Annotated in this window: 20 protein-coding genes; 10 read left to right on the top strand and 10 right to left on the bottom strand. The window is 60.8% G+C overall.

The annotated features are described in order from the left end of the window. Positions 1-112 precede the first annotated feature (112 nt). The 3 genes from VGO04_RS01800 to VGO04_RS01790 all read right to left on the bottom strand — a co-directional run bounded on the left by VGO04_RS01800 (position 113) and on the right by VGO04_RS01790 (position 3,257). Positions 113-1,126, bottom strand: coding sequence for an aldo/keto reductase (locus VGO04_RS01800; protein WP_327494245.1), 1,014 nt, complete (start codon positions 1,124-1,126; stop codon positions 113-115). Positions 1,127-1,447: 321 nt separating this feature from the next. After that, positions 1,448-2,302 carry a hypothetical protein gene (locus VGO04_RS01795; RefSeq protein WP_327494244.1) on the bottom strand — a complete coding sequence of 285 codons (855 nt, stop codon included), beginning with the start codon at positions 2,300-2,302 and terminating at the stop codon, positions 1,448-1,450. Between the two features lie 31 nt (positions 2,303-2,333). Then, a complete protein-coding gene (locus tag VGO04_RS01790; protein ID WP_327494243.1) occupies positions 2,334-3,257 on the bottom strand; it encodes a hypothetical protein in 924 nt (307 codons plus the stop codon). Positions 3,258-3,510: 253 nt separating this feature from the next. Between VGO04_RS01790 and VGO04_RS01785 the strand changes: the two genes are divergently transcribed. From VGO04_RS01785 to VGO04_RS01770, 4 genes are all read left to right on the top strand, one after another. Continuing rightward, entirely contained in the window at positions 3,511-4,149 is a 639-nt protein-coding gene (locus tag VGO04_RS01785) for a glutathione S-transferase family protein (protein WP_327494257.1), read from the top strand. 670 nt (positions 4,150-4,819) lie between these two features. Beyond that, complete coding sequence (locus VGO04_RS01780; protein WP_327494242.1) at positions 4,820-6,058, top strand: hypothetical protein; 1,239 nt, start codon at positions 4,820-4,822, stop codon at positions 6,056-6,058. 339 nt (positions 6,059-6,397) lie between these two features. Further along, positions 6,398-7,867 (top strand): nucleobase:cation symporter-2 family protein, encoded by a 1,470-nt coding sequence (locus VGO04_RS01775; protein ID WP_414650500.1) that lies wholly within the window; start codon positions 6,398-6,400, stop codon positions 7,865-7,867. Between the two features lie 256 nt (positions 7,868-8,123). Continuing rightward, positions 8,124-8,729, top strand: a complete 606-nt coding sequence (locus tag VGO04_RS01770) for a nucleoside deaminase (protein ID WP_327494241.1) — start codon at positions 8,124-8,126, stop codon at positions 8,727-8,729. A gap of 167 nt (positions 8,730-8,896) precedes the next feature. Here VGO04_RS01770 and VGO04_RS01765 read toward each other — a convergent pair whose 3' ends face one another. Beyond that, complete coding sequence (locus tag VGO04_RS01765; RefSeq protein WP_327494240.1) at positions 8,897-10,096, bottom strand: hypothetical protein; 1,200 nt, start codon at positions 10,094-10,096, stop codon at positions 8,897-8,899. A 281-nt stretch (positions 10,097-10,377) separates the two neighbouring features. Between VGO04_RS01765 and VGO04_RS01760 the strand changes: the two genes are divergently transcribed. Then, a complete protein-coding gene (locus tag VGO04_RS01760; protein WP_327494239.1) occupies positions 10,378-12,312 on the top strand; it encodes an adenylate/guanylate cyclase domain-containing protein in 1,935 nt (644 codons plus the stop codon). Positions 12,313-12,319: 7 nt separating this feature from the next. Here the strand turns inward: VGO04_RS01760 and VGO04_RS01755 are convergent, their stop codons facing one another. Both VGO04_RS01755 and VGO04_RS01750 read right to left on the bottom strand, forming a co-directional pair. After that, complete coding sequence (locus VGO04_RS01755) at positions 12,320-12,655, bottom strand: hypothetical protein (protein WP_327494238.1); 336 nt, start codon at positions 12,653-12,655, stop codon at positions 12,320-12,322. A gap of 122 nt (positions 12,656-12,777) precedes the next feature. Beyond that, complete coding sequence (locus VGO04_RS01750; RefSeq protein ID WP_327494237.1) at positions 12,778-13,368, bottom strand: TetR/AcrR family transcriptional regulator; 591 nt, start codon at positions 13,366-13,368, stop codon at positions 12,778-12,780. A gap of 170 nt (positions 13,369-13,538) precedes the next feature. On the opposite strand from VGO04_RS01750, the gene VGO04_RS01745 reads away from it, so the two are divergent. Further along, a complete protein-coding gene (locus VGO04_RS01745) occupies positions 13,539-13,946 on the top strand; it encodes a RidA family protein (protein ID WP_327494236.1) in 408 nt (135 codons plus the stop codon). 144 nt (positions 13,947-14,090) lie between these two features. On the opposite strand, the gene VGO04_RS01740 is transcribed toward VGO04_RS01745, so the two are convergent. Both VGO04_RS01740 and bla read right to left on the bottom strand, forming a co-directional pair. Then, positions 14,091-14,462 carry a hypothetical protein gene (locus tag VGO04_RS01740; RefSeq protein ID WP_327494235.1) on the bottom strand — a complete coding sequence of 124 codons (372 nt, stop codon included), beginning with the start codon at positions 14,460-14,462 and terminating at the stop codon, positions 14,091-14,093. A 94-nt stretch (positions 14,463-14,556) separates the two neighbouring features. After that, positions 14,557-15,513 carry a subclass B3 metallo-beta-lactamase gene (gene bla, locus VGO04_RS01735; RefSeq protein WP_327494234.1) on the bottom strand — a complete coding sequence of 319 codons (957 nt, stop codon included), beginning with the start codon at positions 15,511-15,513 and terminating at the stop codon, positions 14,557-14,559. Positions 15,514-15,754: 241 nt separating this feature from the next. Between bla and VGO04_RS01730 the strand changes: the two genes are divergently transcribed. Next, positions 15,755-16,201, top strand: a complete 447-nt coding sequence (locus tag VGO04_RS01730; RefSeq protein WP_327494233.1) for a hypothetical protein — start codon at positions 15,755-15,757, stop codon at positions 16,199-16,201. Between the two features lie 112 nt (positions 16,202-16,313). Next, on the top strand, positions 16,314-16,892 hold the full coding sequence (locus VGO04_RS01725) for a hypothetical protein (protein ID WP_327494232.1): 579 nt from the start codon (positions 16,314-16,316) through the stop codon (positions 16,890-16,892). Positions 16,893-16,924: 32 nt separating this feature from the next. Here VGO04_RS01725 and VGO04_RS01720 read toward each other — a convergent pair whose 3' ends face one another. Together VGO04_RS01720 and VGO04_RS01715 are read right to left on the bottom strand one after the other, a co-directional pair. Beyond that, on the bottom strand, positions 16,925-17,782 hold the full coding sequence (locus VGO04_RS01720) for a sigma-70 family RNA polymerase sigma factor (protein WP_327494231.1): 858 nt from the start codon (positions 17,780-17,782) through the stop codon (positions 16,925-16,927). Next, the gene (locus VGO04_RS01715) at positions 17,782-18,249 is read right to left on the bottom strand and encodes a carboxymuconolactone decarboxylase family protein (RefSeq protein WP_327494230.1); all 468 of its coding nucleotides are present in this window, start codon (positions 18,247-18,249) and stop codon (positions 17,782-17,784) included. The genes VGO04_RS01720 and VGO04_RS01715 overlap by 1 nt, the downstream gene beginning before the upstream one ends. A gap of 141 nt (positions 18,250-18,390) precedes the next feature. Here VGO04_RS01715 and VGO04_RS01710 point away from each other — a divergent pair, with 141 nt between their 5' ends. Together VGO04_RS01710 and VGO04_RS01705 are read left to right on the top strand one after the other, a co-directional pair. Next, positions 18,391-19,467 carry a peptidoglycan-binding domain-containing protein gene (locus tag VGO04_RS01710; protein ID WP_327494229.1) on the top strand — a complete coding sequence of 359 codons (1,077 nt, stop codon included), beginning with the start codon at positions 18,391-18,393 and terminating at the stop codon, positions 19,465-19,467. Between the two features lie 119 nt (positions 19,468-19,586). After that, positions 19,587-20,567 carry an ABC transporter substrate-binding protein gene (locus tag VGO04_RS01705; RefSeq protein WP_327494228.1) on the top strand — a complete coding sequence of 327 codons (981 nt, stop codon included), beginning with the start codon at positions 19,587-19,589 and terminating at the stop codon, positions 20,565-20,567. Positions 20,568-20,576: the final 9 nt, after the last annotated feature.

Below are 20,576 nucleotides of genomic sequence, written 5' to 3'. Positions count from 1 at the left end.
ATCGTTGCAGCTGCTACTCCGGACGGAAGACCGTTTCACGCTTTTCCGGGATTTGCTCTTTGTGCACGCAATTCCGGACGGAAAACCGTTTCACACCTTTCCTGGAACTGCTTTAGCCAGCAACCGGCAGCGGAGCGGCCGGGTTGACGAGACCGGCTTCCCGAAGCTCGCGCCAGAAGGCGGCGGGAATGACCTCGTTGAGGGCTGCGCGGTCTTCCGCGATGCGGCTCGGCTGGCTGGCGCCGGGGATGACGGCGGCGACGGCCGGATTGGCGAGCGCGAACTGCAGGCCGGCCGCCTTCATCGAGATGCCGTGGCGGTCGGCGATCGCCTTGATATTTGCCACCTTCTTAAGGATCGCGGGCGTCGCCGGGGCATATTCGAAGTTCGGCCCGCCAACCAGCGCGCCCGAGCTGTAAGGGCCGCCGACGATGATGCCGAGGCCGCGTTCGGCAACCGTGGGCATGACGCGTTGCAGGGCGCGGTCGTGATCGAGCAGCGTGTAGCGGCCGGCGAGCAGGAAACCGTCAGGACGCGGGCCTTCGAGCGCGAGCAAGAGTTCGATCGGCTCGACACGGTTCACGCCAAGGCCCCAGGCCTTGATCACGCCCTCGTCGCGCAATCGGTCGAGCGCCTTGAACGCCCCCTTGCGGGCGGTCTCGAAGACATCGAGCCACTCGTCGCCGTAAAAATCCTGGGCCACGTCGTGGACGAAGGCGATCTCGATACGGTCGGTCTTCAGGCGCTTCAGGCTGTCTTCGATCGAGCGCAGCGTGGCGTCGGCCGTGTAGTCGTTGACGATCTTGTTGGGGCGGCCGTAGCGGAAGACATCGCCCTTTTCGCCGAGGTCGCGGGCGCTGACGTCCTCGATCTCGTCGAGGATCACCCGGCCGACCTTGGTGCTGATGACGTATTCGTCACGCGGGCGGCCGGCGAGCGCTTCGCCCATGCGGATTTCGGCAAGGCCGGCACCGTAGAAGGGGGCGTTGTCGAAGTAGCGGATGCCGTCGTTCCAGGCCGCTTCCACGGTGCCGAGCGCCTCCTTTTCCGGGATGTCGCGGAACATGTTGCCGAGGGGCGCAGCGCCGAAGCCAAGCTTGCCGGGGAGAATGTCTTTCAGTGCCATTGTACTGTCCTTTGCTGATCGATGGGGCAGGGGCTGCCTGCGTTGGTGAAGGTCAAAAGCGATGGTCGAAGGGGCGCATCGCCGTTGAACAAAGAAATAGGACAGGGGTGGCGCGACCGGTAGCCGGGTTGGCTTCGCAGGATATGGGAAGTCAATTCACAAGTCCCGAAGAGCTGCCGAAGAGAGGGCATCAGGCATCGCCGTCGCCCCGTGCGCCCGTCCGTCGGGCAGGGCTTTCCGCGACGTGCGCTGCGCGGCGCGCGATCTCCCGCACGGCTGCCTGCCGCCAACGGTCCGGAAGATCACGCCCGGCGCTATCGCCTATCTGACGCTTGCGAGCACGCGCCCGAAGGCGGCGTCGAAATCGGCGAGGCTGAAATTCTGCGGGTCGTCGTGGCCGTCGCTCAGGCCCTCGTCCATGGCCGCGTGGAACGCGGGAACGAGGCCGGTGCCGGAACGGGTGCTTGCGACCAGGTAGAGCAGGGCCAGGCGGTCGTATTGCGCGGTCGAGAAACCGGGCGTCGGCGCATTGCCGTCAGGCTGGCTGGGGTGCTTGCGGCGCGGCTGGATGTTCTCGATGTGGATGAACATGCCGCGCGACAGGGTGCCGATGTTGCCCTCCAGTTTCGTCGCGCGCCAGGGCACGTCGAGCTTATGGCCGACATATGTCTCGCCCCGACGGTTGAGGAATATGTGGGCCTTGGCGTTGGTTGCGCTTCGGTAGCCGTCGAAGCGGTTGACCTGGTTGCTGGTGTCGATGTCAGCCGGAAACTGCGCATTGCCGAAGTTCGGCGTGCTGGTGTCGTGAATGACGAAATAGCGGGCCTGCGGCGCGGTCGGATTGTTGGTGTTGCCGCGCGAGAGCGGGTCGTTGAGACTGCCGCCGACGCCGGCCTCGGTGAGACCGGCGGCCGTGATCGCCTGCTGCACCTTGGCCTTGGAGACCGCGACCGGCTTGCCGATGAAGCCGGCGAGATTGGCCGGAATCTCCGCCGGCGCGGCGTCGACGTTTCCGAGGATTTTCACCTTGCGCAACAGACAGGAGGCCTGTTCGGTGGGCGTTCCGGCAAAGGCAAAGGTCGCTGTGTTGAACTTGCATTTGCCGATCGTCGCGGCCGAGGCCTCGCCGCTTGCGGCTGCAAGCACGAAAATGCTCAAGGGCAGAAGGTAGCGCATGGCGACTTCCTTTCCTGTTGGCTTTGGAGGGTCACGGGCACATTTCGCCGCCGGTCAGGCCAAGCTTTTGCTTGGCGAAGGTGCACAAGGTCGAGATCGCGTTGGCGGGCGTAAGACCGGTGTTGCGGCTGCCGGGATAGGCGATGAAGATGACATCGCCGGACAGGCCGAAATTTCTGTAGGGGTAGACGTTTCCGGGCCCGACGCAGGCCGTGCCGTCCGTGTTCCACTTCTTGCAACGGCTTTCGCCGATCGCTTCGAAGACGCGGCTCGAACCTTCGCCGAGGCGCATGAACGGACCGCCATCGCCAATCAGGATCGGCGTCCAGCGGTCCTTGTAGACGACGACGCCCATGTCGCCGAGGCGCAGCCCCGTCTTGTTGGCAAACACGCGCCCGATCTCGCCGCTCCGGTTGCCGGTAATCTTGGCAATGCCGGCCGTCGGCATGACGATATAGGGAATGCGATCCGGATCGATCTGGGCGGAGCGCGCCGAAGGGTTGGGCGAGCCGGGCCATTTATAGGCCGTCTCCTTGAGGTCGGTCGCGCCCGGCAGGCCGTTCCACGCGGCCCAGGACCCATCGACATCCAGCGCCATCTTGGCTCGCCAGTAGATGGCGCCGTCTTTCAGCCGCAGCAGTGCCTTCACCCGGCTGGGGTCGCGGCTGCAGAGATAGTATTGCCTGTCGCTCGGCGTGTTCGGCAGCTTCATGCTGAAGCCCAGGAAATGGTCCTTTCTGCCCACACCGGCCGTTTCACCGTCGCAGGCGACGAATTCCAGTCGGTAGGGCTCATCGAGCGGGGCTGCCGCCGGAAAGTCGATGGCATTGAGAAGCGCTGCCGAGCTTGCCGGCGGTTCGGCCGCATGCGCCTGGCCGATGAGCAGGGCGACGGAAAGCGCCACCAGGAAACGGGCGATTAGGAAACGGGCGAAATCAGACACGACGATTGGCATGGCCAGGGCCTCCCTTGAAGCTTGGCATCGTTGCAGCGCGTGTAATGCAGGCAGATTTCGGCCTTGATCATACCGTGCGCAATCCAGCGGGCAATAGCGACTTTTGGCCCCTTGTGGTTGAGGGCGCTCGCCGCGGGGCGAAATCGCCTTGTCGATGGCGTTGCCGGTGAGGCGTTGTACTTTCTCTTCAAGCACCTGTCGGCAGCCGGGACCGTCCTTCGTCTTCAAGGGGTGCACCATGGAGAGACACCACATGAAGCTCTATTTCAGTCGCAATCCCAATCCTCGCCTTGCCGTTGCCGTCGCGCGGTTCCTGGAGGCGGACGTCGCGTTCGAATATGCCTCGCCGCAGTCGTCGAGCGAGGCGGAGCGCTTCCGGCCGCTCAACCCCAACCTGCTTCTGCCGATCCTGGAGCGGCCCGGACGAGCTCTCTGGGAAGCCGACGCGATTGCCTGCTACCTGTCGCGGCAGGTGGGCTCGACATTCTGGCGCAGCGACGACGACGAGCCCGACATGATCCGCTGGATCAGCTGGGGGAAGGAGAACTTCGTCCGGGCCTGCGACATGGTGCATTGGGAGCGGGGGACCAAGCTGCGCTACGGTATCGGGCCGTGCGACGAGCATATGGTCGAGGAGGGCATCCGCGACTTTCATCGCGCCGCCAGGCTGGTGGAGGCCGAACTTGCGGAGCGCGCCTGGCTCCTGGGCGACACGGTGTCCTATGCCGATTTTCGCATGGCGACGATCCTGCCGTTCAACGATGTGGCGCGGCTGCCGATCGACGACTATCCGGCGCTGAAACGCTGGTACGCGCAGCTTGATGTGATCGACGCCTGGCGCGATCCCTTCTGCGGGCTGGTGGCGCCCGCGCTGCCGCCGGTCCCGGATTGAAAGGGTGCCAGTCGCTGCCGGGGGCTTACGGCAGTCTCGCTGTATTCGTAGCGTGCGACATCGCTCGTCATTTGTCGCCGCCTCAGCATTGACCAATTGAGCTACTCCAAGCTCAAGCCACAACCGTGGCATTTGAGGCAACACGAGATTACGCAGACGACTCGTTTTTGTGCAAAAATCCGTTAATATTGCGTACACCTTGTAGTCGCAACGAAAACAATGTGGGCCACATCATGGACGAACATTACGACCTGCTTGCTTTGGCGCAAGAGTCGAGCCGACGGCAACGTTTCAATCACATAAAAACGTTGGCATTGCTCGTCGCGGGGTCTTTTTTCGTTGCGTATGTTACTCTGGAAACATCAAAAATCTACATCGCTCCGCCGAACAGTGCGCCCCTTGGGGTTGTGCCGAGCGTGATGATTTGCGCGTCCTGGTGGGGATACTTGTCGACGCGATTCGTTCTTTATTTTCGGTCATTTAGATATTCCGTTAGAACTGAATATAATTACAAGGATGAGAGGGTTCTTGAGTCTAAATACCGTGAGGAAAGACAAGAGAAGTACTTCATGTTCGTAGATTTTATTACGGTGGGTTCTTTTGTTTTTAGTCTTATATCTTTGTATTCTTTTGTGAATTTCGCAAGTGCAATCCTTAGGTAGGTTGAGCCATGCTCCGTTCTACCATCTTTTTACTACTGATTATCGTCAGCGCGACGGCGTGGGCTGCTGCACCTAAGATTCATATGTCAGTTTCCAGCCAAGGTTTGTCGAAGATTGAGGTGAGTGCGTCTCTACCTAGCGAAAATTTGGCTGATGCCCGCGTTCTGAACTTTCTTCTGCCGTTTCAAATAAGTTCTCAGTATGAAATTTCTCATCCGGATAATTTGGAGGTATCCGTTACTATCAATCGAGATAATTATGCTTTATTAACCGTCATTGCTGCGCCTAATGTATCTGATATCAACTTCACGATAGACAGAGCTTTTTCTCTTAATCCAGATAGAGAGAAAAATAGAGTCAAGGTAATATTTGATATAACCTATTCGAATTTCAAGCAGTATGTTTCTCTCGTAGGCAAGACCAACATCGTTTCGCAATACGATCTCGAAGTCGAGCTGCCGCAGTCTTTTGACCGAGACGTGCTGGCATTCAATCCCGGAGCGGATGAATGGACGGCGTCGTCCAAAACTACCTATCTGCTTCCCTACGACAAAGCGGGCGCCCTCGCGAGAAGTGCGGCTCCAGACAAGTCCGTATTCATTGCATTTCCCAATCCCTTTGAAGATCAAAGTAATACCGCTGCATTCGTTATGGGTCTGGTGCCTGGCCTGATTTCGATCGTCTCAGGTTCCGCTTTCATCGCCCAGAGACGGCTATCCAAGTGGGCACTCGTTGCCATAATGGTGCTCACCACGTTTGGGTTGGCAGCTGTCGCCTACTTTTATTTCACGCTGCCGAACCCGTTGAGTTTTCTAACAGCCTCACTTGGAATAGCATTGACGTGGCTCCCAGTGCCGTTCGTCTGCTGCTATTACTTGATACGGAGTCGCTTTGATGCTGAGATTTTGGGGATAGTGCAGCGAGGTGGCCAACCCGCCCGGTTTGTAGCCGTGTCCGTCATTGAAAATGGGCATCCTATCGGATCAGACGTAATCGACAACAGCGAGGGCGAGTATCGTTTCCTGATATGGTGTTGGAACCCAAGGCAGATTCATGTAAGTGCGGATGTGCTTGGTAGTAACCCAGTACAATCTGACACGTATTCGATTGAGCGCGGCAAGCGCGTACAAGTTGACCTGCTTTCACTGGCTGCCCCAGCGGCTGCTACCCCTGCGGCTGCAAACCCAGCGACAACTGCCCCAGCGACAACTGCCCCAGCGGCTGCTCCGCCATCGGCTCAAGCGTAGTGTCCTGGGCTTCCTACAATAAGGTTCCGCACACTTGTCAGGAGTGGTGGTTTAATACTGGGGGAATTGCTTGTTGCCGGTTCGGGCATAAAGTCAACGAAATGCGACCAGAGTCGTCTCGTCCAGCAAACCCTTTCCTCGCCTCCAGCCATTCCTCCCCAAAAGCCGAAAGGTGTTTCGCGTTTTTTAGGAAAGCGCGATTTGCCACCCTTCAGTACCCTTTCGACTGTCCCGCTGGAGACGGGACACATCGCACAAGGTATGGAGGAGATACCCTTGGCAAGCATTTCAGAGGACACTACGCGTACCCAGAATTTGGCCCAGAATTTGGCCCAGAAATTGGCCCAGGACCCGGCCCAGAGCCCGACCCAAAATCCCGAAGACGAACGGCTGAGCATTGGGGCGAACCTCGCCTATGGCCTGCAGCACGTGCTGACCATGTATGGCGGCATCGTCGCCGTTCCCCTGATCCTCGGCCAGGCGGCCGGGCTTAATTCCAGCGATGTCGGCCTGCTCGTCACCGCCTCGTTGTTTGCCGGCGGCCTTGCCACCATTCTGCAGACGATCGGCGTGCCGTTCTTCGGCAGCCGCCTGCCACTGGTGCAGGGCGTGTCGTTCTCGGGCGTCGCAACCATGATTGCCATTTCCGGCAATGGCGGCATTCCGGCCATTCTTGGCGCGGTCATCGCCGCATCGCTGATCGGCCTTCTGATCACGCCGATCTTCTCGCGCGTCACGCGCTTCTTCCCGCCGCTCGTCACCGGCATCGTCATCACCACCATCGGGCTGACGCTGATGCCGGTTGCGGCATTCTGGGCGATGGGCGGCAACAAGGCGTCCCCGGACTTCGGCAGCACTGGCAATATCCAGCTTGCCGCCGTCACGCTCATCATCGTGCTGCTCTTGAGCAAGCTTGGCAGCGCTTCGATCTCGCGTCTTTCGATCCTGCTTTCGATCGTGATCGGCACCGGCATCGCTTATGTCGCCGGCATGACCGATTTCTCGCAGGTCGCCAACGGCCCGGTCTTCGCGCTGCCGAAGATTTTCCACTTCGGCTATCCGACCTTCGAGCTTGCCGCGGTCATCTCGATGCTGATCGTCATCATGGTGACCTTGGTGGAAACGTCTGCCGACATTCTTGCCGTCGGTGAGATTGTCGAGACCAAGGTGGATTCGCGCCGTCTTGGCGATGGCCTGCGTGCTGACATGCTCTCGAGCATCCTCGCGCCGATCGTCGGCTCGTTCACCCAGAGCGCCTTTGCCCAGAATGTCGGGCTCGTGGCGGTCACGGGGGTCAAGAGCCGCTATGTGGTGGCAACCGGTGGCATGTTCCTGGTGGCGCTCGGCCTTCTGCCGATCATGGGGCGCATCGTCGCTTCGGTTCCGACCTCGGTTCTCGGCGGCGCCGGCATCGTGCTCTTCGGCACGGTTGCTGCAAGCGGCATCCGCACGCTGTCCAAGGTCGACTACGCCAACAACATGAACCTGGTGATCGTCGCGACCTCGATCGGCTTCGGCATGATCCCGATCGCAGCGCCCGGCTTCTACGAGCACTTCCCGGCCTGGGTCGCAACCATCTTCCATTCCGGCATCTCGTCGGCAGCCCTGATGGCGATCGCGCTCAACCTGCTCTTCAACCACCTCAAGACAGGCAATTCCGACCAGCAGTCCGTGTTCGTCGCTGCGACCGAGCGCACGATCCGCTACCAGGACATTGCGCGGCTGCACGATGGCGACTACTTCCTCAACGGCAAGCTCTACGACGCAAAGGGCGCCGAGGTGCCGTTGATTGCGGCGGAGGCGCACTAGGGCCGCCGCAGGCTTTGACTGACGCAATCCCGGACGGAAAGCCGCTTGGCACTTTTCCTGGGATTGCTTTGACTGACGCAATCCCGAACGGAAAACCGCTTCGCACTTTTCCTGGAATTGCTCTGAACCCCGCAATCCCGGAGGGACGTCGCATCAGACGGCTTCTGGGGTTGACATGAAACCCGCCATTCCGGGCAGGACGTTGTTTCCTGCTTTTCCTGGCGTTGCTCCGAAACCCAACAAAAGGACACTGGGAATGACACAACAGACGGATAATTACGAACTGCTGGATGCCCTGCTTTCCACCATGGAGCGCGGCATCATTCCGGCGACGGAAGCGGGCGTGGCCGCCGGCAACAAGATCTTCGGCGCCGCGCTGATGCGCAAATCCGATCTTTCGACCGTTCTCGTCGAAACCAACAACGAAACGGAAAACCCGCTCTGGCACGGCGAAGTGCATACGCTGAAGCGCTTCTACGAGATCGAGGGCACGGAGCGGCCGGATAGCCGCGACCTGATCTTCCTCTCGACGCACGAGCCTTGCTCGATGTGCCTGTCGGCAATCACCTGGGCGGGGTTCGACAATTTCTACTATTTCTTCAGCCACGAGGATTCCCGCGACAGCTTCTCCATTCCGCACGACCTGAAGATCCTCAAAGAGGTCTTCACGCTGGAGCCCGGCGGCTACAACCGCACCAACGCCTTCTGGAAGGGGCAATCGATCCACAGGCTGATCGATGGCCTGCCGGAAGGGCAGCGGGATGAGCTCAAGGCCCGCGCCGATGCCATCCGGGTGAAATACGACGACCTCTCCTCGACCTACCAGGACAGCAAGGACGGCAACGCCATTCCGCTGAACTGAGGCTCCTGCCGCTTCGTTCCGCTGGATTCGGCGAAGCATTGCAACTGACTAAAACATCAAGGTTTCCTCAAATGCCGCGCCGGTAGTCAACAGGGCGCGGCATCTCGTTTTGGATCGATGCGATGTTTCTCTGAGGCACTTCCGGCGCACGCGACCACGGTTGACTGCTACTTGAGGCAGGCATCGGCCGCAGTATTTGCGGTTGAAGCGAGAAGATAAAGTCCATCCTCTCCTGCGAAGAGTAGCCCTCTTTGATCGGGCATCTCGCCCAGCTCTCTTGTCACGCGATTGACGATCCCCTTGCTGCCAGGCACGACCATCCAGGCACCTTGTTCGTCCTGCACGAAAATTCCGGCGAATGAAAACACGATCAGATCTTGCCGACCTGGATAGTCTTCAACACTTGTGATCGGAAAGTTCGCGGCATCGAACGGCAGCGCAATCGGAACTCTTGCTCCGTTCTCATCCCGCCAGAGCCCCGAGGAACGAAAGAAAAAGCTGCGTCCCCCTATCCTTGGCCCGGAGATCATCTCTGGAATGGCCGCCGGTGCGGGACGTTGTCGAACGAGATCGGCATCCGTCACGCGCGAAAACTTGCCGGAGGCATCCTTAATCGGCGGCGTGACGGTAAACTCGTTTCGGTACGTCTTGATGAGTATTTGTCCTTCCCGGGTGAGGCGCGTCTGCACGACGAAGTCCCAGTCTTCCAAGGTGGCGAGCAGTGCCAAATCGCCACGATCGTCGCGCAGATAGACTTTATTCGATGGATTTAGGATCAGCGCATTGAGTTCAGGCAAATCGAAGACGATTTCCGGGTCCCCCTTGGCCGGGAGGGGCAAGGTCTCCAGGCTGAACCGCTGATCAAGCAGATAGAGCCCGGTTCGGTCGGACAGGGCAAACCCCTTGAAGCGCGGCACGTAGGTGATGTCATGCGGGGACCGGAGAGGGCTATCATTTGCTGCGTACAGTAGCGTGAATGCGGTCTCTCCGCGGCGGGCTACAAACACACCCTCGCTTGGGCTAATTCCGATAACAATTCCACGTTCCGGATCAGAAGCGAACCGATCCTGGATCAGGTTCTGCGGAAATTTTCCGCCGAAGGGTACAAACCGGTTGCTACCATCGATCGTCCAAACACCTGCGCGATTGTAAGGGTAGATGATCGGCCTCGGGATGCCATCGAAGGCGATAAACTTGCCCACCATCCGCCAAGCGTCGCCAAAGTCTTCCTGAGTGGGCTGTCCGTCCTTGATGGGAACAAGGCACAAGTCTTCGAACTGTCGCTCAGTCGCTAGAGCGGCGGGCAGCAGGGGATAGGAAAAGAACCACGATGAAAGAACAGATGTTGCCAGGAGTATTCGGAGCATTTCTCACCTCTTCAGCAATCAATACGTCTGGAAGCTTAACGATTGGAATGCACGTGCATGTTTGCGGTCGCGCAACCCAGGCTAAGCGATGCGGGCGCCCTTGGGAAAGCGATGACGTGACCGGTTAGGTCTTTTGGGCGCATTCCAAGGCAAGCTCGACTTAGGCGCCTGCGGTTGCGGCAGAATTGGATGGATCTCTTCTTCCATAAATTGCGCATTCCTGCCGGCAAGACCCGGTGATAGGTTTGCCTAAACAACGGTCCGCGTTTCGGGGGAAGTGCGTGAACTGGTCCAGGCCTCTCAGAGTGCATCTCAGCGTGCTTGTCGTGGCGCTGCTCCTTGGCACGGCGACGCCGATCATCTGGATGGCGTTCAGCCAGGGCCGGGAGGCGGCGGTGCTTGCCGGCGCCAAGCACATGCGCGAGATGAGTTTCCGGCTGATCGAGGGCTACAGAAACGCGCTGGAGGGCGGACAGGAGGCCGTGGGGCTCGCGTCGACGGTGCCGCAGCTCATTCCGGCGCCGCCTCGGGAACTGGAAGAAAAGCAGCAGTTCTTTCTGGAAGTGCTGCGCAGCGTCTCCAACGCAACCAGCATCTATGCCGGCTACCCTGACGGCTCCTATCTGCAGGTGATCAACACGGCCAAGGACTATGTGCGCCAGAGCCTTTCGGCTCCGCAGGCGGCCGCCTTCGCCATCAAGACCATCGTGCCGGGAGAGGGCCGCGCGGCGGTGTCGACGATCCGGTTTCTCGACCGCTCGACGCGGCCGATCGGCGAGCCGCGGTTGGAGCCGACATCCTTCGATCCGCGGCAGCGCCCCTGGTACCAGTCCGCGGTCTTGAGCGGAGAGCCGGTCTCGGTCGGGCCCTTCGTCACCGGAACGGTGAGGGTGCCGACCCTTGCTCTGGCCGCATCGATGAATGACGACCACCGGGTGGTCGTCGGCGTCAACATCCACCTGCAGACCGTCAGCCGGCTGCTCGATCCGCGCGAGATCTCGGCCCGCGCCCGGTCCTTCATCATCGGCGACGGCGACATGCTGGTCGCCCATTCCGATCCGTCGATCATGGGCCGGATCCTCGGCACCTGGTCGGGTGGCAACGCCACCGATACGCAGAGCCTCGACCCGAGCGTCAAGGCGGTTGCGCAACTGCGGAAAGAGGCGCGCTACGCCAACGGCGGCCTTGCCGAGATCGACCTCGACGGCGAGCGCTATCTGGCGCAGGTCGCTCCCGTCAGCCTCGACGGGCTGTTCAAGGGCAGCTCGGTCGCGATCGTCGTGCCGCTCGATGATCTCGTGGCGCAGGCCAACCGGCTGCTGTTGCGCAACCTTGCGATCGCTGCCGGCCTGCTGGTGGCCGGCGTCCTGGGCTCGCTGATGCTGTCGCGGGTGATCAGCCAGAAGCTCTATCGGCTGGCCGACGAGGCGCGGCGGATCGGCGACCTGAACTTTACCGGCAAGGGCGTGCCGCATTCCTGGATCACCGAGATCAACACGCTCGGTGGAGCGCTTTCCGCCAGCCAACGCGCCATCGTTCAGTTTGCGCTTTACGTCCCGCGCGAGGTTGTGCGGCGGATCATCGACCCGGAGGGCGGGGCAGTGGTCAAGGGCAGGCGGCAGGAGGTGACGGCGCTTTTCACCGACATCCGCGACTTCACCACCATTTCCGAGCAGCATTCGCCCGAGGACGTGGTCGATATTCTCTCGGCCTATTTCGAGCTTTTGAACGCGATCGCCGAGGAGCACGGCGGAACGGTGGTGCAGTATCTCGGCGATTCCATCTTCGTCATCTGGAACGCGCCGGCGGAAGACCCGCGCCATGTCGAAAACGGCTGTCGCTGCGCGCTGGCGATGAAGGCGGGTGTGGAGCGCCTCAATGAAGCCAACCGCCAGGCAGGCCGCCCGGAACTGTTCACCCGTTTCGGCGTGCATACGGGTCCCGCCGTCGTCGGCAGTTTCGGCGCGCTCTCGCGCCAGCAGTATACGGCGATGGGCGACACCATCAACGTCGCCTCCAGGCTCGAAGGGTTGAACAAGGACTACAACACCGCGATCCTCGTCAGCGGCAACGTGCATCAGGCGGTTGCCGGCGGCTTCGCGTTCCGCGCGATGGGGCTGGTGCAGGTCAAGGGGCGCGCGGCGAAGATCGACCTTTGGGAGCTGGTGGGGGAAGGGGGCGAGAGCGCCCTCCGCCACGGACCGGGTGGCCCCTAATAACGGCTCATCGGTTCAGGGAGAATAGGTCCCTCTGGGCCTGGTTGAGCGAACCATCATCCCAATCCACTTCGCGCTTCGATTGCGGGATGTGCCTTCGCCTGTGTTCATTGTCGTAGAACAGCGTCCCATGGAGGCCGAGCGCATCGCGTTTCAGGACGGGACGGTTCCAAAGCGGCGCGAGCACACGATCCGCCGCGTCATCGCCAAGCCGTTCGACCAGATCTTCGACCAGTTCGATGTCCCGGCCATCCGGGAAGATCGCGGCGTATTCCTCCTCGGTTGCCTGGAACACGCTGAACGTGGCGTTTGCCGCGCCGTCGATAACCTGAATATTTTTCATGACTCGCATTCTGGCATTCAACAGCACTGTCGGCAACGCGCCCAGGCGGGCAGCCGAAGCACCCGATTGCCCGCGAACAACGCGCTGCCTCTCCCGTCAGGGCCTCTGAAGGTGAAGACCTTCTATCGATCGGCCAGCAGGCCGGACGCCAGGGTCTGGAACGCGTCGATCGCCTTCGGTAGCACGTCTTTCGGGTTATCGCTGGCGGCGACCCAGAGGGCGGCGTTGAGGGCAGCGCCGCTGAGCAACCTTGCGGCTGCCTCCGGATCGACCGGCTTCAAGGCGCCTTTTTCGAGGAGCTGCTCCACCGAGCGCTTGGTCGCCACCAGGCAGCTGTTTTGGCTCGGCCATTTCGAGGGATCGCCAAGCACGGCCGGGCCGTCGAGCAGCACGATGCGTTGCACCTCCGGGTCAAGCGCCATCTCGATATAGGCGGCGCCTTCGGCGAGCATGCCTTGCCAGTGATCCCCGGCGCAGGCGCCGATCTCCTTGGCGCGGGCGGCCATTTCGCCGTCGATCTCAGTGACGACGGCGGCGAGCAGGCCGCGCTTGTCGCCAAAATTGTGATAGAGCGCGCCGCGCGTCAGCCCGACATCGGCGGTCAGCTCGTCCATCGAGGCGGCCGCGTAGCCCTTTTCCGCAAACGCCTTGCGGCCCGCCGAAATCAGCTTCACGCGGTTCTCTTCCATCGTCTCCTGGCGACGCCTGGCCATATCGTCCTCAATTTCATATACGCAGCGTATATGGATTTGACATACGCATCGTATTTGGTTAGTTCATATACGTAGCGTATATCAAATGAAGCGGGTCTTGTGAAGTTCTGTCGGAGCCGGCAGCGCTCGCCTGTTTCTGCGCTCTCGAGTTTTGGAAAAGGACCAGACAGATGACCAAACGCAACGCAGTCTTTCCGGCGAACCGCCACGCGCTCTACGAGGCACACGGCTATTCCGCAGCCATCCAGTCGCAGGACCTGCTGTTCGTCTCGGGGCAGGTGGGCAGCCGTGAGGACGGGTCGCCCGAGCCGGAATACCAGCGCCAGGTCGAGCGCGCCTTCGACAATCTCGAAGCAACGCTGAAGGCGGCGGGCGCCACATTCGACGACATCGTCGACATCACCACCTTCCATACCGATCCGGAAAACCAGTTCGAGACCTTCATGGCCGTCAAGAACCGGGTCTTCCCGGAAAAGCCCTATCCGAACTGGACAGCCATCGGCGTCAACTGGCTCGCCGGTTTCGACTTCGAGATCAAGGTGATCGCGCGCATTCCGGCGGCCCAAACGGCGGCCTGAGTTTCGAGAAGCTTGTAATCCGCGCACTGCTTCCGGGCCTGGAAGCAGTGCGCGGATTCCTTTGAAAACCCGTACGAAAGCGTTGAATTCGGAGTGAGGCGCGAAGAGTGGCGCAGGACTTGCGAACGTCGAGGATCGGGCGCGTCACCGGGCTTTGGGATTCTTGCATTCTATCCGCCGTGAGAGGCACGCGTCGCCTATGGCCGACGCGGTGTATTGCAACAGGGTGATGTAGGTTTGATACTTCGGCTCCCTATAGTGTGACTTTACAATCATTCTTTGTGTCCTGGGGTCCAGAAACGGCCACCAGGGCTCCAGCTGCCCCTTCAGGAACGCTTCTTGAGCAAGGCATCTTGTGTGCTCGGTTGCCCGTTCGTTTTCGTCCAGCATCTTTTCTACCAAGGTCTTGCAATAGACCTCCGTCTGAAGCTCAGGGAACGGAAATTCTTCATCGGCTGATGCGGACGATGCAGCGCAGGCTAATAACAACGAGAGTGCTAAGACTGCAAAGCGCACGATGTTCCTCCAACAACTCTAGTTGCACCTCGGTTAGATTGGACAATCAGCGGATACAGGGCAAGCTCTTCTTGGGAATAGGCCAGGGCTCGGATCATAGCTTCGGTTTTGCGCCGCCTTCGCGCGCGATCTTTTCGTCAAGGGCACGTTTCTTGGACGCGATAAACTGTCTGTATCCCTTGGGATCGACCCATACGGCCGCACCTTCCTTGGCCATGCGGGCATATTTGCCGCGGAAATCGAACTGGTCGGTGTGGAAGGCGAACCACATGTCGGGACGCAGCGTCGCGAGAAAACGGTGGGTGTCGCGGAAGTCGTCCGCGATGCCAGGGTACTCGGCCTTGTCTCCCGTCAGGTGGTAGCCCGGATTGACGCCGGCGCCGTCGGGAAAGACCACATGATAGGTCTTTCCGCCTTCGACGATATCCGTCACCCAGGTGGTGGCGCCGAGCGTGTGGCCGGGCGTGTTGAACGCAGTCAGCGTCACATTGCCCAGCGTCACGGGATCGCCGTTCTTCCGCTTCTTCAGCACCCGGTCGACATCGACCGCACGCTGGCCCGCTAACGGCCAGTATTTGCCGTAGTGGAAATCGCTTCTGCCGCCGTCCTTGATGATGGCGACATCGCCCTCCATGATCGCGAGCTCAGCGCCGGACAGCTTCTTGATATAGGCGAAGCCGCCGGCATGGTCGAAATGGCCGTGGCCGTTGATGATGATCCTGATATCCTTGGGGTCGAAGCCGAGCGTCTTGATCGACTGGGCGATCATCGGTCCGGATGTCCGACCGCCGGTATTGAGCAGGATCAAGCCATCGCTCGTGCTAAAGAGGTAGGACGCAAGGCCCTTGGTGCCGACGTAATAGAGCGGTCCCGCAATGTGGAAAGGCTTTTGCGGTACCGGCCAAAGAAGGACGTTGGCGGCGGCTGCCAGCGGGCCACAGTCGTCGGCCGGCCGTTCCTGTTCGGCAAGCGTGGTCTGCTGTGCCTGCGCTGCCGAAGCAGCCAGCAGCGCGGACAAAAGCATCGCAGGCAATGACACTGCCTTCCTCATGGACGTTCCCCCGGTCCCGTTCGGATTTTCCCCTCGGAGCGCGTGCAATTACGCCGTGCGGGACTATACACGATCGCGCGGTAGTTTACGCCTGCCGGTCCGGCCGCGATGTGCGCGCCTGCAAATGCACCGAATGAAGCCGGGCAGGCGGCTACTTCTTGCCGGGAAGATCCAGCGAATTGCGACGAAGGGAGAGCCTGCGTAGAATCTTCGGCTTCAACTCGACCGTAGGGGGTAGGCAATGAGCAGACTCTTGATCCTGTCGGCTGGTGCCATCGTTGCACTGACGTCCGCCGTGTCCGCAGCACCGGCCCCGGCCACGCAACCGCTCAAAATCTCCAAGGAGTGCAGCCAGTTTACCGGAGAGGTCCCGAGCTTCTGTACGATTACGGAATCGAACCTGTCGGCGATCCCGGCGGGCACGAAGATCCTCTATTATGGACCTGTCGTCGCCAATCCGCTGTTCTCCAGCAGCACGGCGGTCATTGCCGTCGGCAACGGTGACACGGCGGTCGGCTATTGCGTCGTCTATGACTCGGCGAGCCCGCCCTTCGGGACCTGCGCATTCCACGCTGGCAGCGGGACGCTCTCAGGCTTCCAGGCAATCGTCAAGGTCACCGTCGACGACAAGCAGATCTGGCACTGGGACGGCGGCTACGTGCTTGGCGTGGCGGCAGCGGCGAAGTGAAACGCGCTGAGAACGAGCAGAAGCCATCGTCGACCGATTGACGCTCTTGTGACCACAACCTCCAGTATGCCAAAGAAGGCGGAGCCTCTTTGGAAGGAACGGGTGTGGCTTGATGGGTGGAGTGAATGACGAGGAGCCGCAGCGGAAACTACCCGGCCCGTCGCGCTGTCTGGCCTTGATCTTGGCGCTGCTTGGCTGGCTGCCGCTTTGGGCGAAAATGCTTGGCTTTCCGTTTCTGCCGTCGGTTGAATGGATGGCCACATCAGACATTGCCGGGGTCGCTGTCGGCCTGGTGCTAGCTGCAGGAATCCTGTGGCTGATCTACGCCAGCAAATATCGAATTCGAGGCAGTGAAACGAAACGGCTCTTTGTCATTTTTGCCGCTCCACTCTACGTTCTCTACGGCTACCATACCGGAAAAAATATCGTCGTGTTTGCTGGCCCCATGATCATTGCCTTGATCGCGGGGCAGGAGGTCGAGATCCCATTCACTGTCGCGGATGCGGAACGGCACGACACCAGTCGGTGCCGCTCTCCGGTCGAGTTGCAGGACGTGCCGTTCCTCTTCAACAGCATCTGCAGCGTATCAGACGAGTTCAGGCAGAGCCTTCATCCGGGCGGGCGCGTTCTGATCAGCGGCCGCCGTACCAGTCTGGGTGTCTATATTGAGGGCCTGCGCCGCGCCGACTAAGGCGCGGAACGACAGGTCGCGATCGCTCGCACCTAGTGCAGATGCGCAAGCTTGTCCGGGTTGCGCACCACGTAGATGGCCTTGACCTTGCCGTCCTCGATCTCGAGTGCGGTCGTCTGCAGCTCGCCATCGGCCTCCCTGGTCACGAAACCTGGCAGGCCGTTGACGAAGCCGGCGCGCACGAGTGTCGAGCCGTGCTTGGCAAAGAGCGCGGCCAGTTGCTCGTGCACCTTCATCACGGCGTCGAAGCCGAGGATCGGGTGCATCGCCGCCGGGCGCTTGCCGCCGCCGTCCGAATGCACGCTGACGTCGGCTGCGAGCATCGCTCCGAGCGTCTTCATGTCGCCGTTTCTGGACGCGGCGAAGAAGGCGTTGGCGAGTTCCAGTCCGCGCTGCTGCTCGATCTCAAAGCGGGGGCGCTCCTGGCGCACATGGGTGCGGGCGCGGGCGGCCAGCTGGCGGCAGGCGGCCGCGTCGCGATCGATCGTCGCTGCGACCTCTTCGAAACTCTGGCCGAAGACGTCGTGCAGCAGGAAGGCGGCGCGCTCCAGCGGCGACAGCCGTTCCAGCGCCAGCATCAGCGGCAGGGTGACATCGTCCTCCGGCTCCTCCTCGACGACCGGCTCGGGCAGCCAGGGGCCGACATAGGTTTCGCGCTTCAGCCGCGCGGATTTCAGCTGGTCGAGGCAGAGCCGCGTGACGGTGCGGCGCAGGAACGCTTCCGGCTCGCGCACGGACGCGCGGTCGGCCCCCATCCAGCGGATGAAGGCCTCCTGCACCATGTCCTCCGCGTCGGCGACCGAGCCGAGCATGCGGTAGGCGACGCGGACGAGCTTGGGACGCAGCGGGTCGAAAGCCGCCGCTGCGTCGATTGTCGCCTTATCCGCCATCAGGCGGCCGCCTGCGCGGCTTTCGCCGCAGCCGGATCGATCCAGAGGCCGAAACCGACGGCGAGACGGTTCCAACCGTTGATGACGTTGATCATCAGCGTGAGCTTCACCTGTTCCTCCTCGGTGAAATGATCCTTCAGCGCGTCGTATGCCTGATCATGGGTGTGGCCCTCGGACAGGCGAGTCAGCGCTTCGGTCCAGCCTAGCGCGGCGCGCTCGCGATCGGAATAGACCGGCGCGTCGCGCCAGGCCGAAAGCAGGTAGATGCGCTGCTCGGTCTCGCCCTTGGCGCGCGCTTCCTGCGTGTGCATGTTGATGCAGTTGGCGCAGCCGTTGATCTGCGAGGCGCGGATCTTGACGAGCTCGATGATGGTCGGGTCCAGGCTGGCGGCGATGGTCATCGAGACGCTGGTCCAGCTCTTCATCAGTTGCGGGGCAGCGGCGAAAAGGTCGATCTTGGCAGTCATGGTTCCGTTTCCTTTCGTTGGTTCCGATACCATGACGAGACAGCTACGCCCGGTGTGACATCGCCCGCAATTTTTTTTAAAGCCGCCCCCGGATCGTCTCCAGCCAGATCGTCTCCAGACGGGACGCGTGGAGCGCACAATGTGTCGTTTTCACTGCTCTCTAAAGTAGAAATGAACCGATTTGGCACGCCCCTAATCCAATTAGATGACTATTTCACAGAATTGCATTGTGTGATTATGCGAGACTTGCGGGATATCCACTCAAACAGCAACAGAGTTCTTCATGGAGGGTTCATGCCAGAAGAGATCAATGCTGCGTTAGACATGCCGTATGTTTTCGACATAACGATAAAGGACGTTGCTGTTCTTTGGAGAAAACTTGAAGAACGTCATTTTGTTCTAACGGCACAGTCTCCAAGCTGGTTTGGCAAGCTGCGGGGGGAGGTCGACGTCTCGTTCGGCAGGCTTGACGGCTATCTGGGCCCGGTCGTGCCCAGGCACGGGATGGAGAAGACCGCCGTCGAGGCGATCCTTGCAACGATGCTCATGCAGCGCGTCGGCATCGCCATCAAGGAACTTGCACTGGAAGCGCTTCAGGTGACGGTTGCCGCCGATGGCGGCGGCGAGGACAAGGGCCGTCTGCGCTATGGCGAAAACAGCCGGATAACGGGCGTCAACGACGACTATCTGAAGCGGGTGCTTGATCCGTCGGAGGACTATGCGGGCGACGGCTGCCTGTTCGAGGTGCTGGAATACTCGCTGAACAGCCCGTTCCGCATGAAATCCCGGATCGCGTCGATGATGCTGTCGCTCAATCTCGCGCTCCTGCCCGTCGGCGGCAGGCCCATCGACTACAACCTCATCCTCAACGCGCTGAACACATTCATTGCCGCGGCGAACCTCGGATATGAACTGAGCATCGTGAACAGGAAGAGCGACCATGGCCTGTCGCTTTACGTGGAGCAGGAATTCGACAAGCTGATGCTTGAGGCCACAAGCGGCGATGTCGACCTCCTGCAGAAATATCTTGGCTATCTGGGGTTCTACCACGGCGATGTCGACAACGACTTCGGAGCGAGGTCGGAAAGGGCGGCGCGGAATTTTGCGCGGGTCTTCAGATTATACGACTACAACAGCCACCGGGACCGCGAATTTCTCCATACGGTGGCCAAGGCCTACGTCCACTACCGCAACGTTACCTCATCCCCGTCCCAGTGAGTCCTTACCTGCTTTGGAAGGCTTGGCCGCTGCGCGAGCGTTTGACGGACGCAATTGTCATACCGCTGTAAAGCGGCGGCTCTATCCCTCGGCGCCAGTTTCAACACGAGGGCATATCCATGAAATCCTTTGTCTCTGCCGCAGCCGGCGTGCTTGTCGCGGGCCTTTTGTCGACCGCAGCCTACGCCGAAAACCTGGTGCTCTACACCAGCCAGCCGAACGAGGACGCGCAGGCGACGGTTGACGCGTTCCAGGCGGCCAATCCGGGCATCGAGGTGGAATGGGTGCGCGAGGGCACGACCAAGATCATGGCCAAGCTGATGGCCGAGATCGAGGCCGGCAATCCGGTGGCCGACGTGCTGCTGATTGCCGACACGGTGACGATGCAGCGGCTGAAGGAAGCCGGGCACTTGGCCGACTACAAGTCGCCCGAGGCCGCCAACTTCGACGCCTCGCTCTATGATGCGGAGGGTGCCTACTACTCCACCAAGATGATCACGACCGGCATCGTCTACAACACCTCTGCAGGCATGAAGCCCTCGGGCTGGCAGGATCTCAGCAAACCGGAAGCCAAGGGCCTCGTCACCATGCCGAGCCCGCTGACCTCGGGTGCAGCACTCATCCACGCACAGACGCTGACCGGCATCGACGGCCTTGGCTGGGACTACTACAAGGCGCTGGCTGCCAATGGTGCTACGGCTGCCGGCGGCAATGGCGGCGTCCTGAAGGCCGTCGCAACCGGCGAGAAGGCCTATGGCATGCTCGTCGATTTCATGGCGATCCGCGAAAAGGCCAAGGGTGCACCGGTAGAGTTCGTCTTCCCGGCCGAGGGCGTTTCGGCGGTAACCGAGCCGGTCGGCATCCTGAAGACTGCCAAGAACGTCGATGCTGCCAAGAAATTCGTCGACTTCCTCCTGTCCGAGGACGGCCAAGAGGTGGCGGTGAAGATGGGCTATATCCCGGCCCGCAACGGCGTGGCGCTGCCTGAGGGCTATCCGGCTCGCGAGACGATCAAGGTGCTGCCGGTCAACGCGGCTGAAGCAGTCAAGAGCGCCGACGCTGACCTGAAAACCTTCTCCGGCATCTTCGGCACGAACTGATATTTCTGG

Source organism: Ensifer sp. (assembly GCF_035999185.1).
Classification (GTDB): domain Bacteria; phylum Pseudomonadota; class Alphaproteobacteria; order Rhizobiales; family Rhizobiaceae; genus Ensifer.
The sequence above is the reverse complement of the archived record's forward strand: the minus strand, read 5'-3'. Positions and strand labels throughout refer to the sequence as shown.